Origin of the sequence: Pedobacter sp. BAL39, assembly GCF_000170795.1 — a bacterium.
Lineage (GTDB): Bacteria > Bacteroidota > Bacteroidia > Sphingobacteriales > Sphingobacteriaceae > Pedobacter.
The window spans coordinates 97,222-122,542 of sequence record NZ_ABCM01000003.1 but is presented as its reverse complement, the minus strand read 5'-3'; the positions used below and the strand labels follow the sequence as shown (position 1 = coordinate 122,542).

General features: G+C 45.3%; 22 protein-coding genes. 6 read left to right on the top strand and 16 right to left on the bottom strand.

Translation table 11 applies throughout. The features are described 5' to 3' along the window. Positions 1 to 13 precede the first annotated feature (13 nt). The 5 genes from map to PBAL39_RS04875 form a co-directional block, all read right to left on the bottom strand. On the bottom strand, positions 14 to 814 hold the full coding sequence (map, locus tag PBAL39_RS04895; RefSeq protein ID WP_008238931.1) for a type I methionyl aminopeptidase: 801 nt from the start codon (positions 812 to 814) through the stop codon (positions 14 to 16). A gap of 90 nt (positions 815 to 904) precedes the next feature. Continuing rightward, complete coding sequence (locus PBAL39_RS04890; protein WP_008238928.1) at positions 905 to 1,627, bottom strand: carbon-nitrogen hydrolase family protein; 723 nt, start codon at positions 1,625 to 1,627, stop codon at positions 905 to 907. Positions 1,628 to 1,696: 69 nt separating this feature from the next. Further along, the gene (locus tag PBAL39_RS04885; RefSeq protein WP_008238926.1) at positions 1,697 to 2,461 is read right to left on the bottom strand and encodes a metallophosphoesterase; all 765 of its coding nucleotides are present in this window, start codon (positions 2,459 to 2,461) and stop codon (positions 1,697 to 1,699) included. Further along, entirely contained in the window at positions 2,461 to 3,042 is a 582-nt protein-coding gene (locus tag PBAL39_RS04880) for a TetR/AcrR family transcriptional regulator (RefSeq protein WP_008238925.1), read from the bottom strand. The genes PBAL39_RS04885 and PBAL39_RS04880 overlap by 1 nt, the downstream gene beginning before the upstream one ends. Positions 3,043 to 3,114: 72 nt before the next feature. Next, complete coding sequence (locus PBAL39_RS04875) at positions 3,115 to 3,864, bottom strand: SDR family NAD(P)-dependent oxidoreductase (protein WP_008238923.1); 750 nt, start codon at positions 3,862 to 3,864, stop codon at positions 3,115 to 3,117. Between the two features lie 230 nt (positions 3,865 to 4,094). Between PBAL39_RS04875 and PBAL39_RS04870 the strand changes: the two genes are divergently transcribed. The 3 genes from PBAL39_RS04870 (at position 4,095) to PBAL39_RS04860 (ending at position 6,789) form a co-directional block, all read left to right on the top strand. Next, positions 4,095 to 4,604: a GNAT family N-acetyltransferase gene (locus PBAL39_RS04870; protein WP_008238922.1), complete on the top strand. Its 510-nt coding sequence runs from the start codon at positions 4,095 to 4,097 to the stop codon at positions 4,602 to 4,604. A gap of 141 nt (positions 4,605 to 4,745) precedes the next feature. Beyond that, positions 4,746 to 5,486, top strand: a complete 741-nt coding sequence (ric, locus tag PBAL39_RS04865; protein WP_008238921.1) for an iron-sulfur cluster repair di-iron protein — start codon at positions 4,746 to 4,748, stop codon at positions 5,484 to 5,486. A 181-nt stretch (positions 5,487 to 5,667) separates the two neighbouring features. Beyond that, the gene (locus tag PBAL39_RS04860) at positions 5,668 to 6,789 is read left to right on the top strand and encodes an adenylate/guanylate cyclase domain-containing protein (protein WP_008238920.1); all 1,122 of its coding nucleotides are present in this window, start codon (positions 5,668 to 5,670) and stop codon (positions 6,787 to 6,789) included. A gap of 67 nt (positions 6,790 to 6,856) precedes the next feature. Here PBAL39_RS04860 and PBAL39_RS04855 read toward each other — a convergent pair whose 3' ends face one another. Then, positions 6,857 to 9,547, bottom strand: coding sequence for a glycoside hydrolase family 78 protein (locus PBAL39_RS04855; RefSeq protein ID WP_008238918.1), 2,691 nt, complete (start codon positions 9,545 to 9,547; stop codon positions 6,857 to 6,859). A gap of 169 nt (positions 9,548 to 9,716) precedes the next feature. After that, a complete protein-coding gene (locus PBAL39_RS04850; protein WP_008238917.1) occupies positions 9,717 to 10,496 on the bottom strand; it encodes a DUF1080 domain-containing protein in 780 nt (259 codons plus the stop codon). A 277-nt stretch (positions 10,497 to 10,773) separates the two neighbouring features. On the opposite strand from PBAL39_RS04850, the gene PBAL39_RS04845 reads away from it, so the two are divergent. Next, positions 10,774 to 12,087, top strand: coding sequence for an MFS transporter (locus PBAL39_RS04845; RefSeq protein WP_008238916.1), 1,314 nt, complete (start codon positions 10,774 to 10,776; stop codon positions 12,085 to 12,087). Between the two features lie 57 nt (positions 12,088 to 12,144). Here the strand turns inward: PBAL39_RS04845 and PBAL39_RS25225 are convergent, their stop codons facing one another. The 5 genes from PBAL39_RS25225 to PBAL39_RS04820 all read right to left on the bottom strand — a co-directional run bounded on the left by PBAL39_RS25225 (position 12,145) and on the right by PBAL39_RS04820 (position 16,822). Next, positions 12,145 to 12,636: a hypothetical protein gene (locus tag PBAL39_RS25225; protein WP_157273902.1), complete on the bottom strand. Its 492-nt coding sequence runs from the start codon at positions 12,634 to 12,636 to the stop codon at positions 12,145 to 12,147. A gap of 213 nt (positions 12,637 to 12,849) precedes the next feature. Further along, positions 12,850 to 14,997, bottom strand: a complete 2,148-nt coding sequence (locus PBAL39_RS24510; protein WP_008238909.1) for an FUSC family membrane protein — start codon at positions 14,995 to 14,997, stop codon at positions 12,850 to 12,852. A gap of 89 nt (positions 14,998 to 15,086) precedes the next feature. Further along, positions 15,087 to 15,746: an NAD(P)H-binding protein gene (locus tag PBAL39_RS04830; RefSeq protein ID WP_008238908.1), complete on the bottom strand. Its 660-nt coding sequence runs from the start codon at positions 15,744 to 15,746 to the stop codon at positions 15,087 to 15,089. Positions 15,747 to 15,794: 48 nt separating this feature from the next. Beyond that, entirely contained in the window at positions 15,795 to 16,388 is a 594-nt protein-coding gene (locus PBAL39_RS04825; protein ID WP_008238907.1) for a cupin domain-containing protein, read from the bottom strand. Continuing rightward, a complete protein-coding gene (locus tag PBAL39_RS04820; RefSeq protein ID WP_008238906.1) occupies positions 16,385 to 16,822 on the bottom strand; it encodes an RNA polymerase sigma factor in 438 nt (145 codons plus the stop codon). Before PBAL39_RS04820 ends, PBAL39_RS04825 begins: the two co-directional genes overlap by 4 nt. Before the next feature lie 236 nt (positions 16,823 to 17,058). Here PBAL39_RS04820 and PBAL39_RS04815 point away from each other — a divergent pair, with 236 nt between their 5' ends. Beyond that, a complete protein-coding gene (locus PBAL39_RS04815; RefSeq protein ID WP_157273901.1) occupies positions 17,059 to 19,449 on the top strand; it encodes a TonB-dependent receptor in 2,391 nt (796 codons plus the stop codon). Positions 19,450 to 19,465: 16 nt separating this feature from the next. Here the strand turns inward: PBAL39_RS04815 and PBAL39_RS04810 are convergent, their stop codons facing one another. The 3 genes from PBAL39_RS04810 to PBAL39_RS04800 all read right to left on the bottom strand — a co-directional run bounded on the left by PBAL39_RS04810 (position 19,466) and on the right by PBAL39_RS04800 (position 23,238). After that, positions 19,466 to 21,697 carry a peptidase domain-containing ABC transporter gene (locus PBAL39_RS04810; protein WP_008238902.1) on the bottom strand — a complete coding sequence of 744 codons (2,232 nt, stop codon included), beginning with the start codon at positions 21,695 to 21,697 and terminating at the stop codon, positions 19,466 to 19,468. After that, on the bottom strand, positions 21,694 to 22,896 hold the full coding sequence (locus PBAL39_RS04805; protein WP_008238900.1) for an HlyD family secretion protein: 1,203 nt from the start codon (positions 22,894 to 22,896) through the stop codon (positions 21,694 to 21,696). The genes PBAL39_RS04810 and PBAL39_RS04805 overlap by 4 nt, the downstream gene beginning before the upstream one ends. Before the next feature lie 108 nt (positions 22,897 to 23,004). Then, the gene (locus PBAL39_RS04800; protein WP_008238898.1) at positions 23,005 to 23,238 is read right to left on the bottom strand and encodes a hypothetical protein; all 234 of its coding nucleotides are present in this window, start codon (positions 23,236 to 23,238) and stop codon (positions 23,005 to 23,007) included. A 357-nt stretch (positions 23,239 to 23,595) separates the two neighbouring features. Here PBAL39_RS04800 and PBAL39_RS04795 point away from each other — a divergent pair, with 357 nt between their 5' ends. After that, the gene (locus tag PBAL39_RS04795; RefSeq protein ID WP_050784311.1) at positions 23,596 to 23,883 is read left to right on the top strand and encodes a helix-turn-helix domain-containing protein; all 288 of its coding nucleotides are present in this window, start codon (positions 23,596 to 23,598) and stop codon (positions 23,881 to 23,883) included. A gap of 23 nt (positions 23,884 to 23,906) precedes the next feature. On the opposite strand, the gene PBAL39_RS04790 is transcribed toward PBAL39_RS04795, so the two are convergent. Further along, positions 23,907 to 25,256, bottom strand: a complete 1,350-nt coding sequence (locus PBAL39_RS04790) for a Gfo/Idh/MocA family protein (RefSeq protein WP_039866098.1) — start codon at positions 25,254 to 25,256, stop codon at positions 23,907 to 23,909. Positions 25,257 to 25,321 lie beyond the last annotated feature (65 nt).

Here is a 25,321-nt window from a genome sequence, read left to right as displayed (position 1 = left end):
AGAACATTTCCATTTAATAATAGGAAGTATTCAGGTTGATGTTTGCTTTTTCTGCAATTTCAATAGGTGCGTAATCAGAGAGTACCAGGGCTTCTCCTTTTTTAACACAGACGTCATGTTCAAAATGAACAGATGGTAATCCATCCACTGTTCTTACTGCCCAACCGTCACGATCGAAGTACACGTCCTTTTTACCAAGGTTGATCATCGGCTCGATGGCCATCACCAGGTTTTCTTTTAAGAGCATGCCTTTTCCCCGATGTCCATAGTTTGGCACCTGCGGATCTTCATGCATGTCTTTCCCAAGACCGTGGCCTACGAAATCGCGGACTACACCAAATCCTTGCTGCTCATTATGAAACTGGATGGCATAACCGATGTCGCCCAGCCTTTTCCCCACAACCGCCTGTTTAATACCTTCAAACAAAGAGTCCTTTGTGGTTTTCACCAGATGAAGAATCTCTTTTGATACCTCTCCGATAATAAAGGTATAGGCGTGATCGCCGTGGAAGCCATTTTTTATGGTACCTACATCGACCGAAATGATATCTCCGTCCCTCAACTCCTGTTCGCCAGGAAGGCCGTGGACCACCACGTCATTAATCGACGTAATAATGTGATTCGGAAAGCCATTATAATTGTGAAATGACGGTACTGCCCCATGATCAAGAATGTACTCATTTGCAATTCTGTCAATTTCTATTGTTTTCATTCCAGGCTTCAAAACTTTCGCAAGCTCTGCCAGGGTAGCACTCACCAATAGGGCGCTGATCTGCATCAGCTCGACTTCTTCATTGCTTTTATATATGATCATGCGGCAAAATTACATGAATTTATGTTTTAGGACAAACATATTGAGTTAAACATGACAGAATACTGAGGTATTTAAAGCTCAAAAAGACATTTATTTCTTCATCACTTCCTCAGTTTCTGTATCAAAAATCAGCAGGCCCTCATTCCTGTCATCCATCTGGCTGACGAGGTCGCCACTCCTTGTCCAAATGCTGCTTTTTCCCACGCTCCGGAAGTCGTCGCAATCGCCCAGGCTATTGGCCATCAGCACCGGCATCGCATATTTCTTTGCTATTGCCGGGTAGTGCTCCATTCCTAAATTTACTCCAGCTTCTGATTTTGCTACACTGCTCAGGTAAACATCAGCGCCAAGCTTATGAGCTTTTCGAGAATGCGAAGGCTGCAGACTTTCGTAACATATTGCCGGCACGACTTTTAACCCATTGATATTGAGAACCACCTGCTCCGTACCTTTTTTAAAGTAGGGCTTCTCATCTAAATGAAGCTGCTGTTTTGAATAAACCGTCCTGCCTGTATGGGGTTGAAATACGATCATACTGATGCGGATCCCTCTTTGAACCTGCAACGGCATCCCTACACCAATCGTTATTTTCTTTGCATTGCTGAGTTTCTGAAATTCGTCAAACCTGATGTCATAGGGATGGGTGGCCAGCTCTTTCGCCAGCCGGGGTTCATAACCGGTCAGAGAGAGTTCAGGAAAAAAAACTGAGCCCGCTCCAGACGCGGCGGCAAGGGTAACAAAGCTGATGTGCTTTTCAATGTTTGCAGAAATCCGTCCTGCAATAGGATTAATCTGGGCGATGCTTATTTTCATTTTACAAATACTTCATTTTACAAATATCCTATATTACAAACACCACGGAATTGAGGAACAGGGGATTTACTAAACCCTGAAATTCTGTGTGTACAATGTTGGTAAGGGATCAGATTGCCAGACTTCCCTGGTATCTATGTCCATTATTGTCAAGCGCCCTGCATGTCCTGCACCCGTATCCAGGTTCCTGATGTTAAATGCAGATAAAGGCTGATCAGTTCCATTTTTTGTTGTGGGCGTATGGCCGATATAGATCTCATGAAAGGTAGTCACCATTTCAAAGAGACCAGTATGCAAAGGAGCTTCAGAACGCTCGAGTGCCTCCTGCCATAAACTCCGGTCCCAATAATAATTTGCAGGATCCTGATCCAGAAAAGGTAGCTTGCGGTCAAACCCGGCATGTACGAAGCACCGTTGATGACGATCAATATAATATAACTGCTGACTACCAAAAAAAAGCTGATGAGTTTTAGGGACATCTGCTGGCAAAAGCGTTGCAGTCAGAACACTTTCAGTGTCAATATACCTACCCTGTTTTCCAGCATGCTCCAGATAGGAGATCATAGTGCCTTTGCCGCCATGGCTCCACCCGGAAGGATGATTACCCGTCCGGAGGAAATCATTAAACCAGTCGTCGTGATTACCTTTAATGCAAATGCGGTTTTTAATGTTCAGCAGCTGTTCGACACATTCAAAAGACTCGGGAAAACCATCCACGACGTCACCAAGCTGTATCAGCAGATCACGTTCCTGATCAAAGCCTGAACGGTTGAGACATTGCTCCATCGCCCGATGGGCACCGTGGATATCGCCCATGACCAGTGTCCGTCCCATCAGTCGAAGACAGACATAGACATCCTGATGATGTCGTCAAAAATTGCCCGGTCATTACTTGTTTTTCCAGTCACCCGGATTCCTTTTACAGTATTAAATGTGAAGCGCGCCATTGCCCGGGGATCCTGTTTGCTGGCAATCTCACCACTTTCCTGTCCCCTTTTGATGACTTCGAAAAAAGCTTCTTCTATCTGCTGGTCACTTTCACAGATCATTGAACTCACGGTCTGGTCGTGCGCCGCCACCTCCACTTCCGAATTGATCAGAAAACACCCTTTATTATTTTGGTCATGCAGCAATTGAGCAATGATAAACTCCAGCATGTTGCGAATTGCAACTTTAGAAGAGGTGCTACTACCCATGATCTCATTTACTTTAGCTGATGCCGAGCAGCGATAATTTTCCAGTGCCTTTACAAAAAGCGCGTGTTTATCACCATAGGTATCATACAGACTGGATCTGCTGATCCCCAATCCTTCCACGAGGTCCTGCATAGAAGTCCCATTGTATCCCTTCAGCCAGAAAAGCTCAACAGCCTTCTTCAGCACTTCGTTTTCATCAAAATCTTTTGTCCTTGCCATAACTGCGAATAGCTTTGCCTGTATCTGGCAAAGCTATTCAATTTATTACTTTATTTTAAGAATCCCAAGCGCTTATCTCACTCCGCCGCCAGCCAGTAAGGTTTCACCAGTAAGCCATGCTGAATCTTCGGATGCCAGGAAAACCGCAATAGAAGCGATATCCTTAGGCTGTCCAATCCTTCCGAGTGGTGTTGTGCGTACAGCTTCCACCTGGAAATCACTACCAATAATACCGGCAGTATGTGTTCCTTCAGTCTCTATCATCCCAGGATTAATGGAATTTACACGGATATTCTTAGGTGCGAGTTCTTTAGAAAGCACGTGGGTAATCGAATCAACAGCTCCTTTTGTAGCGGTATAAATTGAACTGCCAACCGGCGCAATGCTACTGACTACAGACCCGATGTTGATGATGCTACCACCATTGTCATTGAAATTTTTTAATGCCACCTGCGTGCTCAGCAATAATCCGAGGACATTCGTATTGAACTGGTTATGAAAATCATCCGCAGTGATTTCTTCAATTGCCCCAAACTTATATACCCCTGCGTTATTCACCAGGATGTCAACCGCTCCCAATGACTGTTTAGTTTCTTCAAACAGACGGTTTAGGTCGTCCAGACTGGTAACGCTACCCTGAAGGGCCAGTGCCTTACCACCATTGTTTACAATTTCTGCTACCACTTCGTCCGCACCTGCTTTTGAAGACGCGTAATTTACAACTACCGAAGCTCCTGCTGCTGCAAGACTTTTAGCAATACCTGCACCTATTCCTTTTGAAGCTCCTGTAACTACAGCCACTTTATTTTCTAAATTTTTCATGTTAATGACGACTATTTTTTATTCTGGAATAATCGTTCCGCTAATGTAAAGTGATTTACGGAACAATCGTTCCTAAATAAAATAATGTTAGGAATGGATGACAATCTGTTGCTTTTTTAAGCGAGTATGTTTAACTGAGAAGTCGTCACTTATGTGTACCTGGGAACTTAAATAAGCTATATTTGAGCAAAATAGACGAATACGACCACTAGAGATTGAAATAGAGAAATATGTTGATTAGAAAGAGCACTGCAGTTGATATAGACGAGATTTTTAAACGTTATGATGAGGCCATCAGCTATCAGATGACCATGACCAACAAAGGATGGCGAGGTTTTGAAAAGCATAGGGTGTTAACAGAGATTGAAGAAGGCAGACATTTCATTATTGAAGAAGCAAATGACATGGCCTGCACTTTTCTCATCACCTTCAGTGATCCTGTAATCTGGAAGGGGCTGGATGAACAGCCTGCTATCTATCTCCACAGAATTGCTACGAACCCAAAATACCGTGGAAATTCGTATGTAGAGAAAATTGTGGCCTGGGCGAAGGATTATGCAAAATCATTGAACATCAACTTCATCAGACTGGATACCATGAGCGGCAACGACAGGATCAATGCCCATTATGAGCGCTGTGGTTTTACCTACAAGGGCATCAATCATATTGAATGGACAGCGGACCTGCCCGAGCATTATAAGGAAGGTGCATTTAGCTTGTTTGAAATTGAACTCAGCTAAACATCCAGTATCACGATTTCAGAGAAACTCCTTATTGACAATTCCTGAAGGCGCTTTCTGCCAGACAATTGATATGATTGAGGTCATAAACTACTCCTGGAGGAGCGGCTAACTTTGTTCCATAATCAAAAATAGAACATTATGGAAACGATAGGAATATTAAAAAAGGAAGAAACCATTGGCGAAATTGTAACATCTGACTTCAGAAAAGCACAGGTATTCAAAAGTTTTGGTATTGATTTCTGCTGTGGGGGAAAGAAAACTGTTGCAGAAGTCTGCGAAAAAAAAGGCATCAATCCTGATACGGTCATAAATGCGTTAAACCAGCTGAATGCACAGGATAGCACGACTGAAAATGAACATTCCAAATGGAACATTGCATTTCTTGCGGAATATATCGTCAATACACATCACGAATATGTGAAAGAAAATATTCCTTTCATGACTGAGCTGGCGGAAAAGGTGGCACGGGTACACGGTGCTGAACACCCCGAACTGGTCAAAGTTGCAGAGCTGTTCGGGATTGTCGCCAATGAACTGATTTCACATCTGATGAAGGAAGAGCGAATGCTCTTTCCTTTTATCAAGGAACTCCATGCTGCTCAGATCAATGGGACACAGATCCCTCCAACTGTTTTCGGAGATGTTTCGAACCCCATCCAGATGATGGAATCTGAGCATGAACAAGCGGGGGATATCCTGCGTAGCATACGTGAAATCACCAATAACTTTGCCTTACCACAGGAAGCATGCAATTCCTATACAATCCTCTTTAAGAAACTGGAGGAATTTGAAAATGATCTGCACAGACATGTGCACCTGGAAAACAACATTTTGTTTCCTAAAACTCTTGCGGTAAAAAAAGAATTGGAATCGGCATAAGACTGAATTGAACTTGAAGATATTAAAAACCAATGTGAGATTTCCACATTGGTTTTTAATATTTATTGACCAAAAAAGTTCCGGTACCGCTTTGACCGAAGACTGAAACGGACAAATACGCTGCTGAAACGGATATTTTGGGTTTTCTGGTTAGTTGTTTAAAAACTATCTTTAACCCATCATGACCAGGCGCTTAAGTTATACATCCAGAGCAAGGCAGTTCAATGCCAGACATCCCCTATTTTCGCAGATCCTCGCACAGGTTGTTTTCTGGACCGGGGTAAACATCTTGCTGGCATCGATCATCTATCTACAGACCATTTCTGTAAACCTGCAGCATGGCATCGCTACTGAGGAAATGAAACTAAGCGTTGTGGGGCTCATATGTCTTTTCATGGCACTATTTTACGGCACGACACAAGGTTTACTGGATTACAGCCTCGAAAAATACTTTTTTAGAAAGGTGTCACTGGGAAGGATCATCGTGATAAAAACCGTCATTTCACTGATCCTGCTGATCATGTTGTTTGCCCTGGTACATTATGTGCTTGCCGCGACATTCATCGCGCCATTATTTCCACGCGACTATCAGAGTTTTACTGAAGAAAACTGGAGTTATCTTTTTTACCAGTTTACGATCTTCTATTTTTTTATGACCATCGTCTTGAGCTTCATCCTGGAGGTCAATAAAAAGTTTGGGCCAGGAGTTTTGCTACCCATCCTGCTGGGCAAATACAGAAGCCCCAGAACGGAAGAACGGATTTTCCTGTTTATGGATTTACGGTCATCGACCAGCATTGCCGAAGCACTTGGTCATTTGCATTATAGTGGTTTCATCAGGGATAGCTTCCTTGACATCAACCAGCTGCTGAATAATTACAGCGCAGAAATCTACCAATATGTTGGTGATGAAATCGTACTCAGCTGGCAGGTCGGTGAAGGCATTAAAGACCTTGCCTGCGTCAATTTTTTCTTTGCCTGCGAAGAAAGGTTCAGGGAACGGGAGGATTACTACCTTTCCACTTATGGGCAGGTCCCTAACTTCAAGGCAGGGCTACATATGGGGCCGGTGACCGCCGTAGAGATTGGCAAAGTTAAGGTAGATATTGCCTATCACGGAGACACCATCAATGTAGCCGCCAGGATCCAAAGCAAATGTAATGAGTACCAGAAAAAGTTCCTTACCTCCGACCATTTTCTGGAGCAGAGTGGTGCCGACAGGCATTTCAAGACCCACTCCTTAGGGCAAATCCAGTTAAAGGGCAAGGCAAACTCCATCGGCATTTCCAGCATCGAACGTTGAGTATGCCTTGCTATCCTCTATAGTTAGCCATTTATATTGGGCTGATTCAACCCATAGACTCCCTATACTAGGAGCCTTTGGATTGATCTATTTTACATTCAAAATGATAAACTCCTGAACCAATTTCAGCATTTGCGCTGTCTTTTCCATTGCCGGAGATTTTTCCAGGCAGCGTCACTGTTGCCGTCGTATTTGCGGGAATCTGCACATCAAGTTTAAAAGTACCATTTTCTATTTTCCATGAGGAGCTCACAATCCCATAAGGAGTATCCAATTGTCCTGAAACGCTGGTTACCTTCCCTCCCGGTTTTGGGGAGATGTTGATCTTTTTATATCCTGGTGAAGCTGCATCGGAGCTGATCCCTGCCATGTTCCTGTACATCCAGTCGCCAATGGCCCCATACGCATAGTGGTTATAAGAGTTCATGTCCGGGGTCTGGAAAGTGCCATTGGGTTTAATCCCATCCCATCGTTCCCAAATGGTGGTTGCCCCCATTTTCACGGGGTACAGCCAGGAAGGGTAACTTTCCTGCATCAACAAGTCGTAGGCCACATCATTGTGACCAAAACGGGTCAGCACGTGACACAGGTAAGGTGTGCCCAGGAATCCTGTGGTCAGGTGATTGCCATAGTCGCGGATGTTGCTCACCAGTCTTTCCGCAGCTGATGAACGCAGTTCTTCAGGTAGCATATCGAAGTGGAGTGCCAGCACATAAGCCGTTTGAGTGCTTGAAACCAGTCGCCCGTTTGCGGTCATATATTCCTTCACGAAAGCAGCTTTGATCTCTTTCAGTAGTGACGTATACCGCGCAACATCTTCAGTCTTGCCCAGAATTGTTGCCGTATTGATCATGAGTTGAGTAGAGTGGGCATAAAAAGTCTGTGCAATCAGGTATTTGTCAGTCACCGCAGCCCTTCCATCATTGTCATCATCAGGGCGATAGAAAAGCCAGTCACCAAAATGAAAACCCGTATTCCAAAGGTGGTTTTTAGCCGCATTGGTCATGTAGCCGACCCAGTTTTTCATTGACTCATATTGCACTTCCAGCAGCCGTTGATCGCCATAAGCCACATACATATCCCATGGAACGATAGTCGATACATCCGCCCAGCCTGTAGCTGCACCCTCCCTATCGTTAAGGACATTGGGAACTACATGCGGGATCAAACCACTGGAGGTCTGGTCTGCCTTTACATCTTTTAACCATTTGGTAAAGAAACCCGCAACATCCATATTGTAAGCAGCTGTATTGGCAAATGCCTGTGCATCTCCCGTCCAGCCCAGACGTTCATCCCGTTGCGGACAATCAGTAGGCACGTCTACGAAGTTTCCTTTTTGTCCCCACTGAATGTTGTGTTGCAACTGGTTCAACAGCGGATTGGAGGTAGTAAATTTTCCCGTTTCTTCCATGGCAGAATAAAGCGCCACAGCCGTTAGGTTTTCAGGTTTAAGTTCTCCGGGAAAACCGTCCACTTTGACATACCTGAATCCCTGGAAAGTAAAATGAGGTTCAAATACCTGCTCAGTATCCCCTTTGAGGATGTAGGTATCCTGAGCTTTCGCCGACCGCAGATTGACGGTATAGAAGTTACCTTCTTTATCCAGCACCTCGGCATGGCTCAGCGTGATGCGGGTTCCCGCGGCTCCTTTAGCTTTCAGCATTACCCATCCCACCAGGTTCTGGCCGAAGTCAACAACGGTTTCTCCTTTTGGGGTTTTAAATATTTTCAGCGCTTTGAATTGCTCGTGCTTTCTAACTGTCGGACCGCTCATGCCCACCAGCTGTTCAGTACCCTTTTCCACAGTGCGCACCGCAGTCCAGGAGTTGTCTTCGGTATAACCTTCCGTTGACCAGCCGGACTTTTCCATTCGCGCATCATAGGTCTCTCCATCATAAATATCGGAAGCCATGATGGGGCCATAAGCAGTTTTCCAGCTGTCATCAGAGTTGACAACAGCCTTTGTTCCATCGGTGTAGGTGATTTCCACCTGCATCAGCAGCGCCCGCGTATCTCCGTAGAAATTGCGCTGTCCGCCAAATCCAATCCTTCCCTTATACCAGCCATTGCCAAGCGTGACACCGACAGCATTTGTGCCGCTTTTCAGTGAAGCAGTAACATCATACACCTGATACTGAAGATGTTTTCTATAACTTGTCCAGCCCGGAGCAAGATAGTCATCGCTTATGCGTTGTCCGTTGATATGGGCTTCATATAAACCTTTTGCGGTGACGTACATGATGGCAGAACTCACTTTCTTAGCAACTGTAAATTCCTTTCTGAACAAAGGACTTTGGGCAGCCGTATCCTTACCTGCAACAGCAATCCACTGCGCGGTCCAGTCGGAAGGCTTCAGGCCTGTCTGCCAAAACTGGACACTACTCCATGGGGAGGTTTTACCATGATTATCTGTTACCCTCACCTGCCAGAAATAACGCTTCTTGGACTGCAATGCCGATCCGGCATATGGAACAAGTACCGACTGTGCCGATTTCACCTGTGCTTTCCAGACCAATGTTTTGCCAGACTTGAGGTCATTTTCTGCCGTTGCCACCCTGATTTCGTAGCCGGTCTGCAAGGTATTTTTCGTACCTGAACTAATTTTCCAGCTGAGCCTAGGTGCAGGTGTTTCTACGGATAGGGGATTGCGCTGGTGTTCCACTTTAAGATCGCTGACACTGATTTTCTGAGCGAAAGCGGAGAGTGCTGGCACCAGCAACATTGCTAAAGCCAATGGTTTGTAATAACGGCTGTTCATATGCGGTATATTCGGATGAGGACTAATATCTGCATTAACTTTTAAAACGGCATCATGTACTGTCCTGCTCTTTCCCAAGGACGACAAGTAAAAAAATGCCCGTAAGTATCGTGAAATACTTACGGGCATTTATGAATTTTGAAGCTACCGGCAGTTCCGGTTTTAAGGATTAAATTTCTCTGATCCAGATGTTGCGGAAGCTGATCGGCTCGCTCTTGTCGCCGTGCGACTGCAGTTTAATTGGTGATGGTCCATGTGCCTTCTGGTAAGACGGCTGCCCCACATATTGGGTTGGGCCTTTCAGCTCAAAATTATTCTGCACAATAACACCGTTGTAAAGGACGGTTACCTTTGCAGGCGACTTTACTGTTCCATCAGTATTGAATACTGGCGCAGTCCAGATGATGTCATAAGTCTGCCATTCGCCTGGTTTTTTCGACGCGTTGACCATTGGTGTGGTTTGCTTGTATACACTGCCCACCATTCCATTTGTATAGGTTTTGTTGTTATAGCCGTCCAGCAACTGTAGCTCATAGCCTAGGTCACCTTTACCTATTGAAGCGAGAAAGAGTCCACTGTTACCTCTCGCCTGCCCTTCGCCGGTGATGTTTGCAGGAATTTTCCATTCCAGGTGCAACTGGTAGTTATTAAAAGACTGCTTGGTTTCAATGTTACCAGTACTCTTGTCAACAGTAAATACACCTTTGCCCACCTTCCATTTTGCTGGTGTGTTGCGGTCATCTGTCATTACCCATTGGTCAAGGTTTTTGCCGTCAAATAAAATGATTGCATCCGAAGGTGCAGCTCCTGCAATTTTAGCTGGGGTCACTACATTTGGTACCGGAGTATAAAACTCGGTATCTTCATGTTTTGCATTTTCCTGTGCCTGAGTCAAAGTAAATCCTCCCAGTATTAATGTCGTTGTGATAATTGTCTTAGATAGTTTCATCAGATTGTCTTGTGGTTGAAATTCAAACTTAATCAATACCTGCTTTTTTTGAAAGTATTATTTTCATATCAATTTATTTTGGGCATCAACATGCCTGTCCTCAGGAGATTAACAATGTCTCCATTATCATAACGTAGCATATGCAGATCTGTTTTATTTCCTCCTCAAGATCAACCAGTGTTTGGTAATCTGACAGATAAATGTCAATTTCGGTAAGGAACACAGATCACAAATGTACCCAGATTAAGATAGACATATCCAAATTAATGTAACGGCAATGGAAAATAAACCAGTGAATGCAAATTCACATACAGAAGTAAAAAATGTTGAATATCGTCTAAAGTCTATCTTTGGAGGCTCTATCGGCAACCTGGTAGAATGGTACGACTGGTATAGCTATTCGGCTTTTGCACTTTATTTTTCACCCGTGTTTTTTCCCGACAGCAACCCCACGGCGCAACTGCTGGATACTGCAGGGATCTTCGCCGTAGGCTTCCTGATGCGGCCCATCGGGGGCTGGCTGTTTGGCAGCATTGCCGATAAATACGGGCGTAAACGGTCAATGGCATTATCCGTACTCATCATGGCCATAGGCTCGCTCATTATTGGCTGCACGCCCGGGTACAGGCAAATCGGCATTGCCGCTCCATTACTTCTGCTATTTGCGCGTCTGGTTCAGGGGCTCAGCACTGGAGGGGAATATGGGACTTCCGCCACCTATCTCAGTGAAATGGCTACCAGAAAACACCGTGGTTTTTACTCCAGTTTTCAATATGTAACTTTAATTGGGGGCCAGTTACTCGCATTGGGCATCCAACTGATTCTACAGAACTGGCTGTTGACCTCCGAACAGCTGCACAACTGGGGATGGCGTATCCCCTTTTTTGTCGGTGCCGTCCTCTCCTTCATTGCGCTTTACCTACGCAGACATATTGACGAAACCGCAGCCTTCAAAACCAATCAATCCAAAGAAGAAAAGAAAACAGGTATACGTGCACTCATGGCCTATCCGAAAGAAGTTTTTACAGTAGTGGGGTTGACATTAGGAGGAACAATCGCCTTTTACACTTTCAGTACCTACATGCAGAAGTTCCTGGTCAATACCGTACACCTGAGCAAGGAAACATCAACTATGTTATCCTTTTCTTCTTTGCTGGTATTCGCCATCATGCAGCCACTGTTTGGCTTGTTGTCTGATCACATTGGCAGAAAGCCCCTGCTCATTGGATTCGGTGTCCTGGGTACGTTATGTACCTATCCCATCTTAACGGCATTGCCAATGGCAGGGAGCAAAATATTTATTTTCCTGCTGATGATTGCAGCATTGATCATCGTGAGCGGTTATACCAGCATCAACGCAGTAGTGAAAGCTGAGCTGTTCCCTGCGCACATCCGGGCGCTGGGCGTTGGCCTTCCTTATGCACTTACCGTTGCCATATTCGGCGGCACGGCAGAATACCTGGCCTTATGGTTTAAGGGAATTGGCCATGAAAATTACTTTTACTGGTACGTCAGTCTTTGTATCCTGATCTCATTGATACTTTACACCACAATGAAGGATACCAAACATCATTCTAAAATTGAAGACTAGCACAACAAATTGGCATCGCAACCGATAGTCTCAATGTTGTAAACATCAGTTGGTCGGTTAGGGGAGCGTGGCAATAAAATTGAACGATCGACGTAGGGAAAAGCAAACTGAAACAAAAAGCAGCAGCCCGCAACTGACAACAGGGAGCAAAGACCTAAGTCCCACATGCATCCAGGTTTCCGACACAGAGAAAGTGCTCCAACTAGTGACATAAACACTAAAATTCAAGTAGTTGACCAACAACCAGTAGATGCACACCGTTGTGCTGAGGATGGTGGCCTGTGTGAGATAACCACTTTTGCGCTTCTTGAAAATCAACAACAGCATGTTCGTTACGATTAAAGGATACAGACATAACATTTCCGTATGGAGCCACGGAGAAAGCCCCATATCCGAACCAGAAAGGCCTTCATGTACCGCCCAGTTAATCTGAAGAGCACTCAACAACAGCACGAGAAAATTAATCAGCATCCATCTTTTTAACATCCCGCAAATATAGCTGGCCCCATCGACATCTCCTGTGACATTCTCATAAATGGCTCCTGCCAATTGCCATCTGATCCTGTATATCGATTATTCGCGGGATTGTAAAGAACCGGAAGCCGCCTTCAAACTGTTTTTATGGAAAATGAACTGCCGGAACATCATGATGAAAAGCAACAACTATGGAAGACAACATCAAAGGTGCCCGTTTAAATTTTACCTTGATGAGGGCTACCCATATTCTTTGTTCCTAAACTTTGAAAAAGGTAAAATCAAACCTTATACCAGCTGATCATTTCGAAGGTAGTACGTTTGTTCTTTTACTGCAGCTGTGATGCGTAAAATCTGCTGAACTTTGTGCTGCTCCAAGTGCCCGGGTTGATCCATATCAGGCAGCTCCTGCATTGCCTCATCATCTGTAACCATAGGCATCAAAGCAGCATTCTCCAGGATCTCAATGCTAAATTCGAGCGTTTGCATGGCGGTTGCAATTTTGTCTTTGATGCGCTCCAGATGCCCCTCGGAATTTTGGAAGGGAAAAAACGAGGCAATAGTAGAGGACAACTGGTGACTGAGGATCTGGAATTCATAAAGATGCTGTACTTCGCCACGTGCCTTTTTGGGTTCCAGCAACATGTTCTGCACTCCAGACGACAGTGCAGCAAGTTTGGTATACACCTCTTTACGCGCAAGTTTAAATGAGGTCATGTCTGAGGGAATCCCCAGCGCCTGCTCGTGGAGCTTTTTCAGGTAACTGAGATTCGCATAAATCACATCTTTGATATAAGTAGTATGTTTTTTAATTTCCCAGGAAGGAAACAGATAGGATGCACCGAAAGCAATAGCACAGCCTACAAGGGTATCAAAAGTACGTTGTATGACAATCGAATCATTGTGGTCATAAAGATTGAGGCAGATGATGACCATCGGTGTCAGGTAGAGGATACTCAGCGCATAGTTTAACCGCAAAAAGGCAAAATAGCCAAAAAGAAATAGTGCAGAGAGAATGAGCAGCACCAGAGTATTGCTGATCAATGCCAGAACAATAACGCCCAAAAGCACACCACCCAATGTTCCTTTTAAACGCTGCAAGTTGCGTTTTTTGGTGAGGCCAAAGCTCGGCTTAATGACCACTATAACGGTTAACAGAATCCAGTAACTGTAAAAACCTACCGGAAGCAGGGTCAGACTAAAGGCTACCAGGCAGGCCAGCGACAATCGCAGGGCGAACCTGAATACCGGTGAGCTAAAGTTCAGGTGTTTGGTAAGTATCCTGAAGCTCAGGGTGTCATCATCAGCAAAAAGCTGATAGGCAGGAATCTCCTTAGAGAAATCTATGGCTTCCGCTTTACTCGTTAGCGTCGCTGTAACTTGTTTCAGTCCAAGATAGATGTCATCGATGTTCGACTGTAACTTTAGCAGAATAGAAACGTAGGCCATTTCTCCATGAGCATTAAGTCCGTTAATTTTCTCTTGGATGATTTTGATTTCCTGCTCCGCAGTATCGGTAAATCTGACCCTTGCCTGCGCACGAAGTGACATCCCCAATGACTGCAGGTCGTTGGCGAGACTTTCAATACAGCGCTCCACCGCCTCCAGCAGTCCGGTATCGCAAAGGACTTTCTGCAGGGCTTCATAATCGTATTGTATCGCACTGATCAGCTCGTATAAGTCGATCACCTGACTAGTGGCCAGCAGGTAACGTTGTCCCTGGGAATGGTCTTCCTTCATCAGTTTTCTGTCCCTCAACAGCAGGTCACGCACCTGTTCCTGCTTTTCACTGACCTTGTTGTGCAGTTTAATGATGCGCATATAATTGTCTTCCATGCTACTATCCTGACGGTAGAAGCTGGCTTTCGCACGTAGAAAAGTTGCTGTTGACAAAATACATTCTCCTAAAGCATGTCTTACTGAGCTGATGCGCCAAAGGCGCGCCTGTACGAGGCTTACCATGTAATACCAAATGCCACCCAGCACAATATACCCACTGAACGACAGTGGATGCTCAGGACGCAGCCCCTGCACGAAAGTCATCAGGATCAGTGCCATGGTGCCCAGCAGCCCATATCTTTTTCCAAGTGCCATAAACAGCGAAAACACCATACACAACAGGAGAATCAGCAATGCAGTATAAAAGATGCTTTTGAGCAGCAAAGCTGTAATAAGTGAAATGAGGAAAAAAACGATAAGACTGCTCACGGACATGACCATTTTATCTTTTAGTGTTCCCGGTGAATCTGTAAGGCTGATCAATAGCGCTCCTACACCGACAGCAATGGCGGTATGGGCATCCACAAAGCTGTAAAATATGCCAAATGGAAGAATAATGCTTAAGGTTGTCCTTAACGCATCAGAAAAATACTCACTTCGAAATAAATTGATGGCATTTCTGAAAAATAAACGTACGGTTTGTGATTTAATCTGCATTCAACTGGCGTGTATCTGTGATTTGAGTTCCCTACAACAATCAAATCAATATCTGAGCCGCAAATTTACATAAAAAAACAGCGATGGTGTTAGCCCTTCGATCCGGCAAGTGTAAATACATCATCTAAGGCATATACGTGCACACCCGGATTGGCCGTAAGCGCAGCATTGATCATGGCCTGAGCAACGGTTTTTCCAGAAATGGCCCGGTATTTCCTGAACAAGCCCAGCGCATTAAATACAGCCAGCACTCGCTCTCCGAACTTTTCTCCCAAACGCGAATGGTCACGCTTACCAACCAGCAGACTTGGCTGCAGAAAATAAATACTGGAGAAAGGCAGCTGTTTTACATCACGCTCTAACTCCCCTTTCATCTTTGAATAGAACATTTTTGAATCCGGACTCGCCGCCGCGGCAGACACCAGTACATATACCGAAACTTTACTTTCAGCCGCAGCTTTGGCAAAATGATACTGATAGGTATAATCGATGTGATATTGCGCAGCTTTACTGCCAGCCTGTTTCAACGTTGTCCCTAAAGCAGAGAAGAGCACATCACCTTTTACCTGATGCTGCCAGCTGTCATACTGGTCAAAATCAATCAGGTGTTCCAGGAGTTTCGGGTGCTGCAGCTTTAAGCTGCGCCTGGTAAAAACAGTTACCGTTTCAAAGCGTTCATCCGATAACAAAAGAGCTACCAATTCGCTACCTACTAAACCTGTCGCCCCGATTACCACTGCATTTTTCATTGTGACTTATTTATGTCAAAGGTATTGTTTGTGATGAACTTCTGGTGATCATGCGGCCACATACTGTACAATGGCCATTACCGGAGCGTTGATCACCTCCACTTTATGGTTTTCGTTCAATGGAATCTCGGTGAAGCCACCAGCGGTCAATCCAAAAACGTCATCACCAACGGTGCAGCGACATTCGCCCTTAAGGATCAGAAAGCTTTCATAAGAGTCGTCATGCAACTCATCAGGGATATCAAAAGCGGAAACCACCAATACCTGTGTAACCCCGTTCTCGCTCCGCAATACACGTTGATAATTATCGGAAATGAGTGCCTCTGGAGCCGTCTCATGGACCAGCCGATGCCATTTTTTGTAATCGGAATGTTTGTTGATCAGGGGAAGATCATCGATATGCATTTTCTGCTCTTTCGCCGAATTGAGCATAATTTTCTGCATCTCTTCGAAAGAAGTACGGCAAGCCTTCTCCTGCTCCATCGCTTTTCGCTCCTGCTGCATTTCAACCTTGTGTACTTCTGCTTTCAGGTCCGGAAACTCCACCAATAACAGGTCTACCATATCCCTGTCTTGCTGTGGCAGCAGTTCCAGGACATATAATTCTAAAATGCCACTATCTATAAAATCCTTTAAATTCACAACAACTCCGGGTTTAAGTTCTTAAGTTCCTTCCTGAACAGCAAAGCACAATCGCTTTTCTGCTTTAACAATAAATCTGATACCGCCTGAACAGAAAATCCCCTGTTGAATACCAGGTCAAAAATACTGGTATGCCCCTGGCTTTTTTCCACCCTGGACTGAGCCATATGTGCCTGAGATAATGATCTGGAGATCTGCAACATCCATATAAATAGTGTACAACGCTCCGGACGATAACCCTCAATTCCCTTTGTTGCCAGGACAAAAGTCTCGGAGAGGATTTTTTCCGTTGCGACGCTGTCATTGACCATGCGAAAAATGATCCCATACAACGATCTGGCATACTTATCATACAACAATCTGAAGCCTTCCGGCTTTTTCTGTTTAATTAATTGTACAATTTCGACGTTTGAGATTGCTAAAGATAAATCCATGTATATCAAATATATAGATTATTCCGTTAAAAAAAACGATAAATAACATAAACAGAATAACTCTATAAATCTAGTGAAAATAAACGCGAAAGGAATAGGATTATTTTCAACAATTATTAAAATTGCTTCCATTGGCCAAATTTTACATTTTTATTCTCGTTATGTTTTGATTTATACGCACATGACGTAGGGGTAAAAGTAAAATTGGGTGTCATAAGATGAAAACGAATCATTCTATGAAATTACGCCCCCTACTTTTTATGGCCCTGCTGTTTTGCGGCCAGCTGATGTTTGCGCAGGAAAAGACTCCTCTACACGACCAGCAGCTCACACAAATCGTTAAAGGAACAGTAACCGATAGGATCAGCGGACTGCCGCTGGGCAGCGTGACGGTACGGATCAGTTCTGCAGCTAATGTAAAATCCGTGAGCAGCAATGATAAAGGTGAGTTTCAGCTTTTCAAAGTTCCGCTGGGGCGACAGACCATCCAGGCGAGCCTGACCGGCTATCAGCAACTCATCATCTCGGAGCTTCTGGTCAGCAGCGGAAAGGAAGCTGTCATCAACATGGAAATGGAACCTCAGAACAACCGCCTCAGTGAGGTAGTGGTGAGTGCCAGCAGTAACAAGAAACCACTAAATCAGATGGCGCTGACCAGTGCACGCTCCTTCTCCCCCGAAGAAACCAATAGATATGCGGGCGGCTTTTTTGATCCCGCAAGGATGGCCCAGAGTTTTGCAGGAGTAGTTGCCGGAGGCGATGACAACCAGATTATTGTCCGTGGAAACTCTCCAAAGAGCCTGCAATGGCGTTTGGAGGGCATAGAAATCATCAATCCCAATCACTTTGGGAACGAAGGGGCATCGGGTGGTGCCATCAGCATGCTCAACACCACCGTGCTCAGCACCTCCGATTTTTATACCGGTGCCCTGCCTGCAGAATACAGCAATGCTTCGGCAGGTGCCTTTGACCTGAAGTTCAGAAAGGGAAATACAGACAAAAGGGAGTATGCGCTGACCATCGGCGTGCTTGGCGCAGGACTGGCTATGGAAGGTCCTTTTAAAAAGGGCAGCGATGCATCTTATCTCGTCAGCTACCGCTATTCCTCCCTCAGTCTGCTGGAAAAAGCAGGCCTTAGTGTGGCTGACCAGGGTGTCCCCAAGTACCAGGACTTGTCCTTTAACATCGTTGTGCCCACAAAAAAAGCAGGTACATTCTCCCTGTTTGGAATCGGCGGACTCGGCGCCCTGAATGATGATGCAGAGCGCGATTATACAAAATGGGAGGAAAGGATCGACGGCCAGGATGTCAACTTTAAGTTCGACGCTGGCAGCGCCGGACTGAAACACCTCTACATTGCCAACGACAACACGTACTTCAGCAACATCCTTTCGTACTCCGTCAACCGCAGTGCCAGTATGATCGACACCCTGTCCAACGAATACCTCCCTGCACTTCGTGAGCATACCCAGTACACGAATACTGCCATCCGTTATGCCGGTATCATAAATTACAAGCTAAACAATACCAATACCATACGTGCCGGTGTAAATGCCAGTCTGCTCAGCTACAACCTCTATGCGTTGGGATATGATACCGAGCGAAAATCTACCCGGCAACTCCTGGATCAGGATGGACAGACCAGCAGCTTTGATACTTTCCTTCAACACAAGGCCAGCCTGAACAACAGCATGACCTTAAATACGGGCATTCATGCCAGCTATTTTGTGCTTAGCAAAACCTGGAGTGTAGAACCCCGCATCGGACTGAACTGGCAGCTGGAACACAGCCAGACACTTTCCTTCGCTACCGGGATTTACAATAGAATAGAACCACTATCCTATTATTTTGCAAAGAATGAAAAGGCACCGGCTGTCGGAGTACCGCCTTCTGAAAAGCTGAAACCAACCAAATCGGCACAGGCGGTATTGGGTTATGAAAAACTGCTCGGCGGAAACCTGAAATTCAAAACAGAAGTTTATTATCAGTACCTCTATGATGTACCTGTCTCTGCCGATCCATCCATCAACTTCTCCCTGCTGGATGTCTCGGACAACTATGCGATTTTGTCCAGTTCGTACAGGTCGCTGGTCAATAAAGGCAGCGGAAAAAACTACGGGCTGGAATTGTCCTTGGAGAAATCGCTGACAAATGGTTATTATTACATGTTGACGACCTCGCTGTTCGATTCCAAATTCAAGGCCTTGAGTGAAAAGGAGTTCAATACCACCTTCAACACACAATACGTGGCGAACCTTGTTGTCGGCAAAGAATGGAAAGCCGGAAAGGACGGACGTAACCTCTTCGGACTGAACTCAAAAATCATCTATGCCGGTGGCAGGAAATATAGCCCTCTGCAGATAGAAGAAACCTTCCGCCTCGACGAAGAAGTGATTGACCAGTCTAAAATCAACACCCTTACCGCCGATCCATACTTCCGCATAGATTTCTCCGGCAGCTACCGCATCAACAGCAAACGTGTCAATCACCTGTTGATCCTGGACATTCAAAACCTACTGAACAAGGAGAACACACTTGGCATGCACTACAACCCAAGTAAGAGGATCATTGAACCGGCGAAATGGATCGGCATGGTCCCTACATTAAACTACCGGCTGGAATTCTAACTGTTCTAACCGTTTACTATGCATGGTATTGGCGGCCCCACATTTCGGCGTACAAACCTTCCTGTTCCAGCAGCTGCGCATGACTGCCCTCCTCCATCAGGCGACCCTGCTTCAGTACCGCAATTTTATCCGCATTGACCACCGTACTCAGACGGTGGGCAATGAGGATGATGGTTTTACCCTTTTTTCGCAGCAAGTCTACAGTATGGTGTACGTAAGCCTCAGATGCAGAGTCGAGAGAAGAAGTGGCCTCATCCAGGATCAGGATTTCCGGCTCCCGGTATAAGGCCCTCGCGATCGCCAGACGCTGCCGCTGTCCGCCGGACAGGCTGGCGCCATTTTCACCAAGGTAGGTGTTGAACCCATGTGGCAGCTTCTCAATAAAATCCATAATGGCAATATCTTTACAGATGCGGATGATCCTTTTCATATCAGGTTCCATATCCCCGATAGCGATGTTATCAATCACATTTCCCGCAAAGAGATGAACATCCTGTGGGACTACTCCGACGACTCTCCTCAAGCTGTAGGAGGTCAGGTACTTGATGTCATACTCCCCAATGAGGATGCTCCCTGATTGCAGGGAATATATATTTTGCAGCAAGGACAACAAAGTCGTTTTACCGGAGCCACTCTCCCCGACGATGGCTGTAATCTTTCCCTTTGGAATCGACAGGCTGAAATTTTCAAAAACGTTGACACGGCTCCCGTACCTAAAGTGGATGTTCTGAATGCTGATGTCGCCGATCATGTCCTCAGACAGATCCGTTTTACTGCCTGTGGCCTCCCGCTCCAGGTCCATAATCTCAAACAACCTGTCGGCCGCAATCCGTGCATCCTGAAGGATTTTATTCATCCCGATCAGGCTGATGACAGGCCCCGTAAAATAACCGATAATCGCATAAAAAGAGAGCAGCTCACCTGGTGTAATGAGGTTATTGAGGACAAAGCTCGCCCCCGTCCATAGCAGGATTACTGAAAACAAACTGGATACCGTTGAACTGAGGTTGCCGATCCATAAAGAGTTGACGCCGGAGGTATAAATGGTTTTCAACAGGCCAATAAACCTGGTTTCCGTCTTCAGGTTGGCAAAATCTTCCAGTCCGAACCTCTTGATGGTGCTTACGGCAGTCACAGACTCCACCAGCTGGTTTTCAAGTTCCGCGGTTTTTTCCATCACTTTCCGCTGAGTCTGTTTATTCACCTTGTTGGAAAAATAGTAGATGAGCGCATATAGGGGCACTACAATCAGCATGATCAGTGCGAGTTTCCAGTAATAGGTAAACATCAGGGCGAAGGAAAAAATGAGAATAAAGACATTCACAAGAAAACCTACCAGCACTTCATTGATAAAGGCCCTGATTTTAACCGCATCATTCATACGGGAGATGATCTCTCCCACCCGCATCGTATCAAAAAATTGCTGAGGCAGCTTCAGCAGGTGTTTGTAGTAACCGAGGATTAGCCTGGCGTCAATCTGCTGCCCGGTTTTTATGGTCAGCATGGTCTTCGCATGGTTGATAAAAACCTGCACAAAGATGATGGCAATCATGACGATCCCCATTAGGTTCAGCAGATTGGTATTGCCCTCCGGAAGAACATTATCGACAATTTTTTGCAGGAAGATGGAGCTGGAAAGCCCCAGGATGGTATAGAATACCGCTCCGGCCAGCACCTGCAACAGTACACTCCGGTGTGGCATCAGCAGATAGATAAAACGCTGTTCAATACTGATGCGCTCATTACCGCCCGAAAAGTCGTCGCCGGGCAAGAGCATGACCAGCACTCCTGTCCATTTTTTCTGAAAAACATCATGACTGATTTCCTGCAGTTCCCCATAGGCGGGGTCCATCACCTGAATGGTCGTTTTACTGATCTTATAAATGACGATGTAATGCGCCAAGTTGTTTTCCACCACATGTGCAATGACCGGCAGTGGTACTTCCGGCAAATGTTCAAAGTTGCCTTTCACGCCTTTGGCAGTGAAGCCGATCTTTACAGCTGCCTCTATCAGACCGAGTACATTGGTGCCCTTTTTATCCGTTGAAGCATACTGGCGAATCCGGGCAATAGGCAGGTCAAGGTCATACCAGCCAGCGATAGAAGCAATGCATGCGGCACCACAATCGGTCACATCGTGTTGCTTGACACTGATGAGTTTATTTTTTCTTTTGCTGACCACCCCAGCCCTGAAGCCTGACGCCATTCCTTTAATGAGGTCAGCAAAGTTCCTGGCTACCTTACTCATATTGCCGCCGTTTGCTTTTCCTCTGCCGGTGTAACATTCGGATTCAGCCAGTCGTCAGCCTTGTCGTACAACAGCTGAAATAAGGTTCTTCGGGTCACAAAAAAGCGCGCCTGCAGCGTCATCCCCTTTTTGATTTTGCCAACATAACCATTTTTCAAAGACAGCTGGTGTTTGTCCAGCAGGCACCTGACCTTAAAGTAAGGCTGATTGCCCTTATCCATAAATATGTCGCTGGAGATGGAGATTACTTTTCCCTTTACCATTCCCCACTGGTTATAGTTGTAGGCATCAATCTGAAACTTCGCCTTCGTTCCTGTTTTCAATAATCCAATATCTTTGGGCAGCACGTAGGTTTCTGCAATCAAACCCGAGTCTGGCGAAATCTCTGCCAGCAGTTCATTGGCACTCACCAGACTGCCAGGCTGCAGACCTTTGAGCTGTTGCACCGACCCCGTAACGGGCGCACGCAGGGTATAAAAATCTCTTTCTTCATCGTATTGTTCATTTTGCGCTCCCAGCTGACGCTGCTGGATCTTCAGCGCATTGAGCTCCGTCTGCCACCTGCTCCCCTGTGTTTCGGCAATCAGACCAAGTTCATTTTTGATGTTGTCGAGCTTCAGCTTTACCTCATCATATTCTACGGCCGAAATGGCCTTACGCTGATACAGGTAATAAAAGCGGTCGTGGTTTTTTCTGGCCAGTCCGAGGCGGGAACGTGCCTCCACAATGCGCTGCATAAAGAGGCTGTATTGCTGACCGTACAGCCCTGATTCCAGCTTTAATTTCTTCGACCAGTCATTGATCTTATAGGCATGTAACAGCTGTTCAAGATCTGACAATTGCGCATCTACATCAGACTGCTGTAGTTCCAGCAGGTCATTCCTTCCTTCCAGGGATTCTCTTTTGATGGTCAGCAGCACTTGTCCTGCCTCGACATGGGTATTTTCTTTGATAAAAACGGAATCCACGCGACCGCTGATCAGGGGCTTGATGTCTGTACGCTCCTGCACAGGTCTGAACAGGCCGGTGCTTTTCACGTTCACATCCACCTTTACAAAAAAGATCGTCAGTAACACCAGGGCCAGAAAGATGAGCAGGCATTGGTAGATGATTTTTGTGGGTGACCGGTGGTGCTGGAAATGGTATTCCGCAGTATTTTCAATAATTTCCTGGGGGAAGATGTAGTGCTGATGTTCCATGGGGGATGATTTCGATGATATACGTAATGGAAAGAACGGAAGTTTAGTTCCAAAAAAGGGAGCACTGTAATGGTGCTCCCTTTTTATGTTACAATTAAAATTTGTTTCTTAGCTCGACAAGCTGTTAAACACTCCGCCCAGGTCAAGGCTGATGCCATTTCCTAGCGAGAAGGAAGATGAAGTAGACTCATCCCCGTCTTGCGAAGTCGTAGAAAAAGATAATAGATTACCGATTCCTATGTTTCCTAACAATCCTCCTGAATTTGATGAATCACTGTTACCAAATAATCCACCACCATTGATTTCTGTCATTTCGTTTTGATTTAACTCTTGGAATTTCATAGTACAAATATTTAATGTCGCCTACTCTGTTAAAGGTTTTCAGCTTACCCTTCCCAAGCTGAGCAGCGGGCCGCATCAGGTTTGTTACATCTATTAACGCAGCAAAGTCCGCATCGGTTCTTCGTTTCGAACAACCCAAATGAATACATTATGCGCTGATGTTGTGCGAAAAAACAAACAAAAAAAAGTTAAGGCTGTTGTTGCGCGCGCCGGTGCCTGCATTTACTTCAACAGCTTCATAAATGAGTACAAAGGCCCTTATTGACGAAATTTCGCTAAATCAGATTAGCTGTAAAATCCAGCAATCTGCTTTTTTCGTTTTTATAGATGACGCTTTCAAGAACAAATTTTGATTTTATGAAGCAGAATCCTGAGAGAAGGCCAAAGATCGTAGCAGATAACATTAGAAAAATTAGGGAGTTCAGAAACTATACCCAGGAGTACATCGCAATGAAATTGAATATTTCCCAAAATGCATACAGTAAACTGGAGCTGGGATATAGTAAAATCTCCATCGACCGGCTTTTCCAGATCGCGGAATTGTTGGAAGTAGATGCGGGAGAGCTGGTGTCGTACGAGTCGGCAGAATTGCTGCAGCTGTTCAAATCCCCGTTAAACCGGACGATGGGACAGCAGCGGCCATAAGATAGCTTTAAAATGACAGTGGATTAAAATCCACTGTCATCAATTGCAAAAGTATTCTTGCGGTCTTTCCAGGCACCATTGGTAAAATCAGGAAACTGCTGAGGCATATTTCCTTCTTCAATAGATTTTTCAGAAAGCGGGGTGATCACACTCATGGTCAGCGAGTCATAAACGTCAATAGGTGTTTGCTTGCGCTGTTTGACCGATTGCACAAAGGCATTGAATACAAACCAGTCCATACCGCCATGTCCAGCCCCGTCGGCCTCATTCTGATACTTTTTCCAGAGCGGGTGGTCATATTTCTCAGTCCATATTTTCGCGCTGTCCCATTCATCATAAGATTTCGACTTGCCTTCTACATAAATGGAATCTGCAACATCCATCCACAGCCCCTCTGTTCCCTGAACACGAAAACCTATAGAATAAGGGCGTGGCAGGTGCGTATCGTGTGTTAAAGTTACCGTTTCTCCATTCGCACAGTTGAGCATGGTGGTGACCACGTCGCCGTTTTTGAAATTGATCTTCCCGTTTTTATTTCCAGGTGATACTTTTTCAATATAGCTGTTCAGGCCCCTCGACTTGGAGGCAAAAGATACCAGGTTGGTAAATTGATTGCCACGGTTGATGTCAATATAGTTCATCACAGGGCCAATACCATGCGTCGGGTAGATATCACCATTTCTGTCGGCATTAAACTGAGTTCTCCATTGTGCCTCACCAACGGTATTTGGACCAAACTCCGCACCTTTGCCATCGAAATTCTTACCATCATTAAATAGTACCCCACGAAGGTCATGCTGATATCCTCCTTCCAGGTGGATCAGCTCGCCAAATACATTTTGCCTCACCATATTTAATACCGCCATGACATCCCTTCTGTAGCATACATTTTCCAGCGTCATGTAAGGAACTTTTGTTTCTTCATATACCTTCAGGATATCCCAATGGTCTTCCACAGTGATCCCTGCAATGACTTCACATCCTACATACTTACCGGCACGCATCGCATAGATCGACTGCTCTTTATGAAACTGCCATGGGGTAGAAATGATAACTCCATCGATATCTTTTCTATCCAGCAGCTTTTTATAGGCATCAAGACCGCCGGTATACTCTTTGGGAAGTTTCTTGCCCGCTTTCACAAACTGTTTCCTGCAATAGGCAAGCGAGCTTTCCTGTATGTCGCATATTGCCACAATTTCCACGTCCGACCGTAACAGGCCTTCACCAATATGGTTCCGTCCGCGTAGCCCTACGCCAATGTAACCCAACCTGATTTTATCTGCGTTCTTTCCGAATAATAGTCCTGAAGGCAATATTGTTAACCCAGCTATCCCCACTGCGGCGTTTCTAACAAAATGTCTGCGATCCATAATTTTATATTTTTTATTTAATGGTTTAATGTATTGATTTTTCCCTTTTGCACCGTCATTTATCC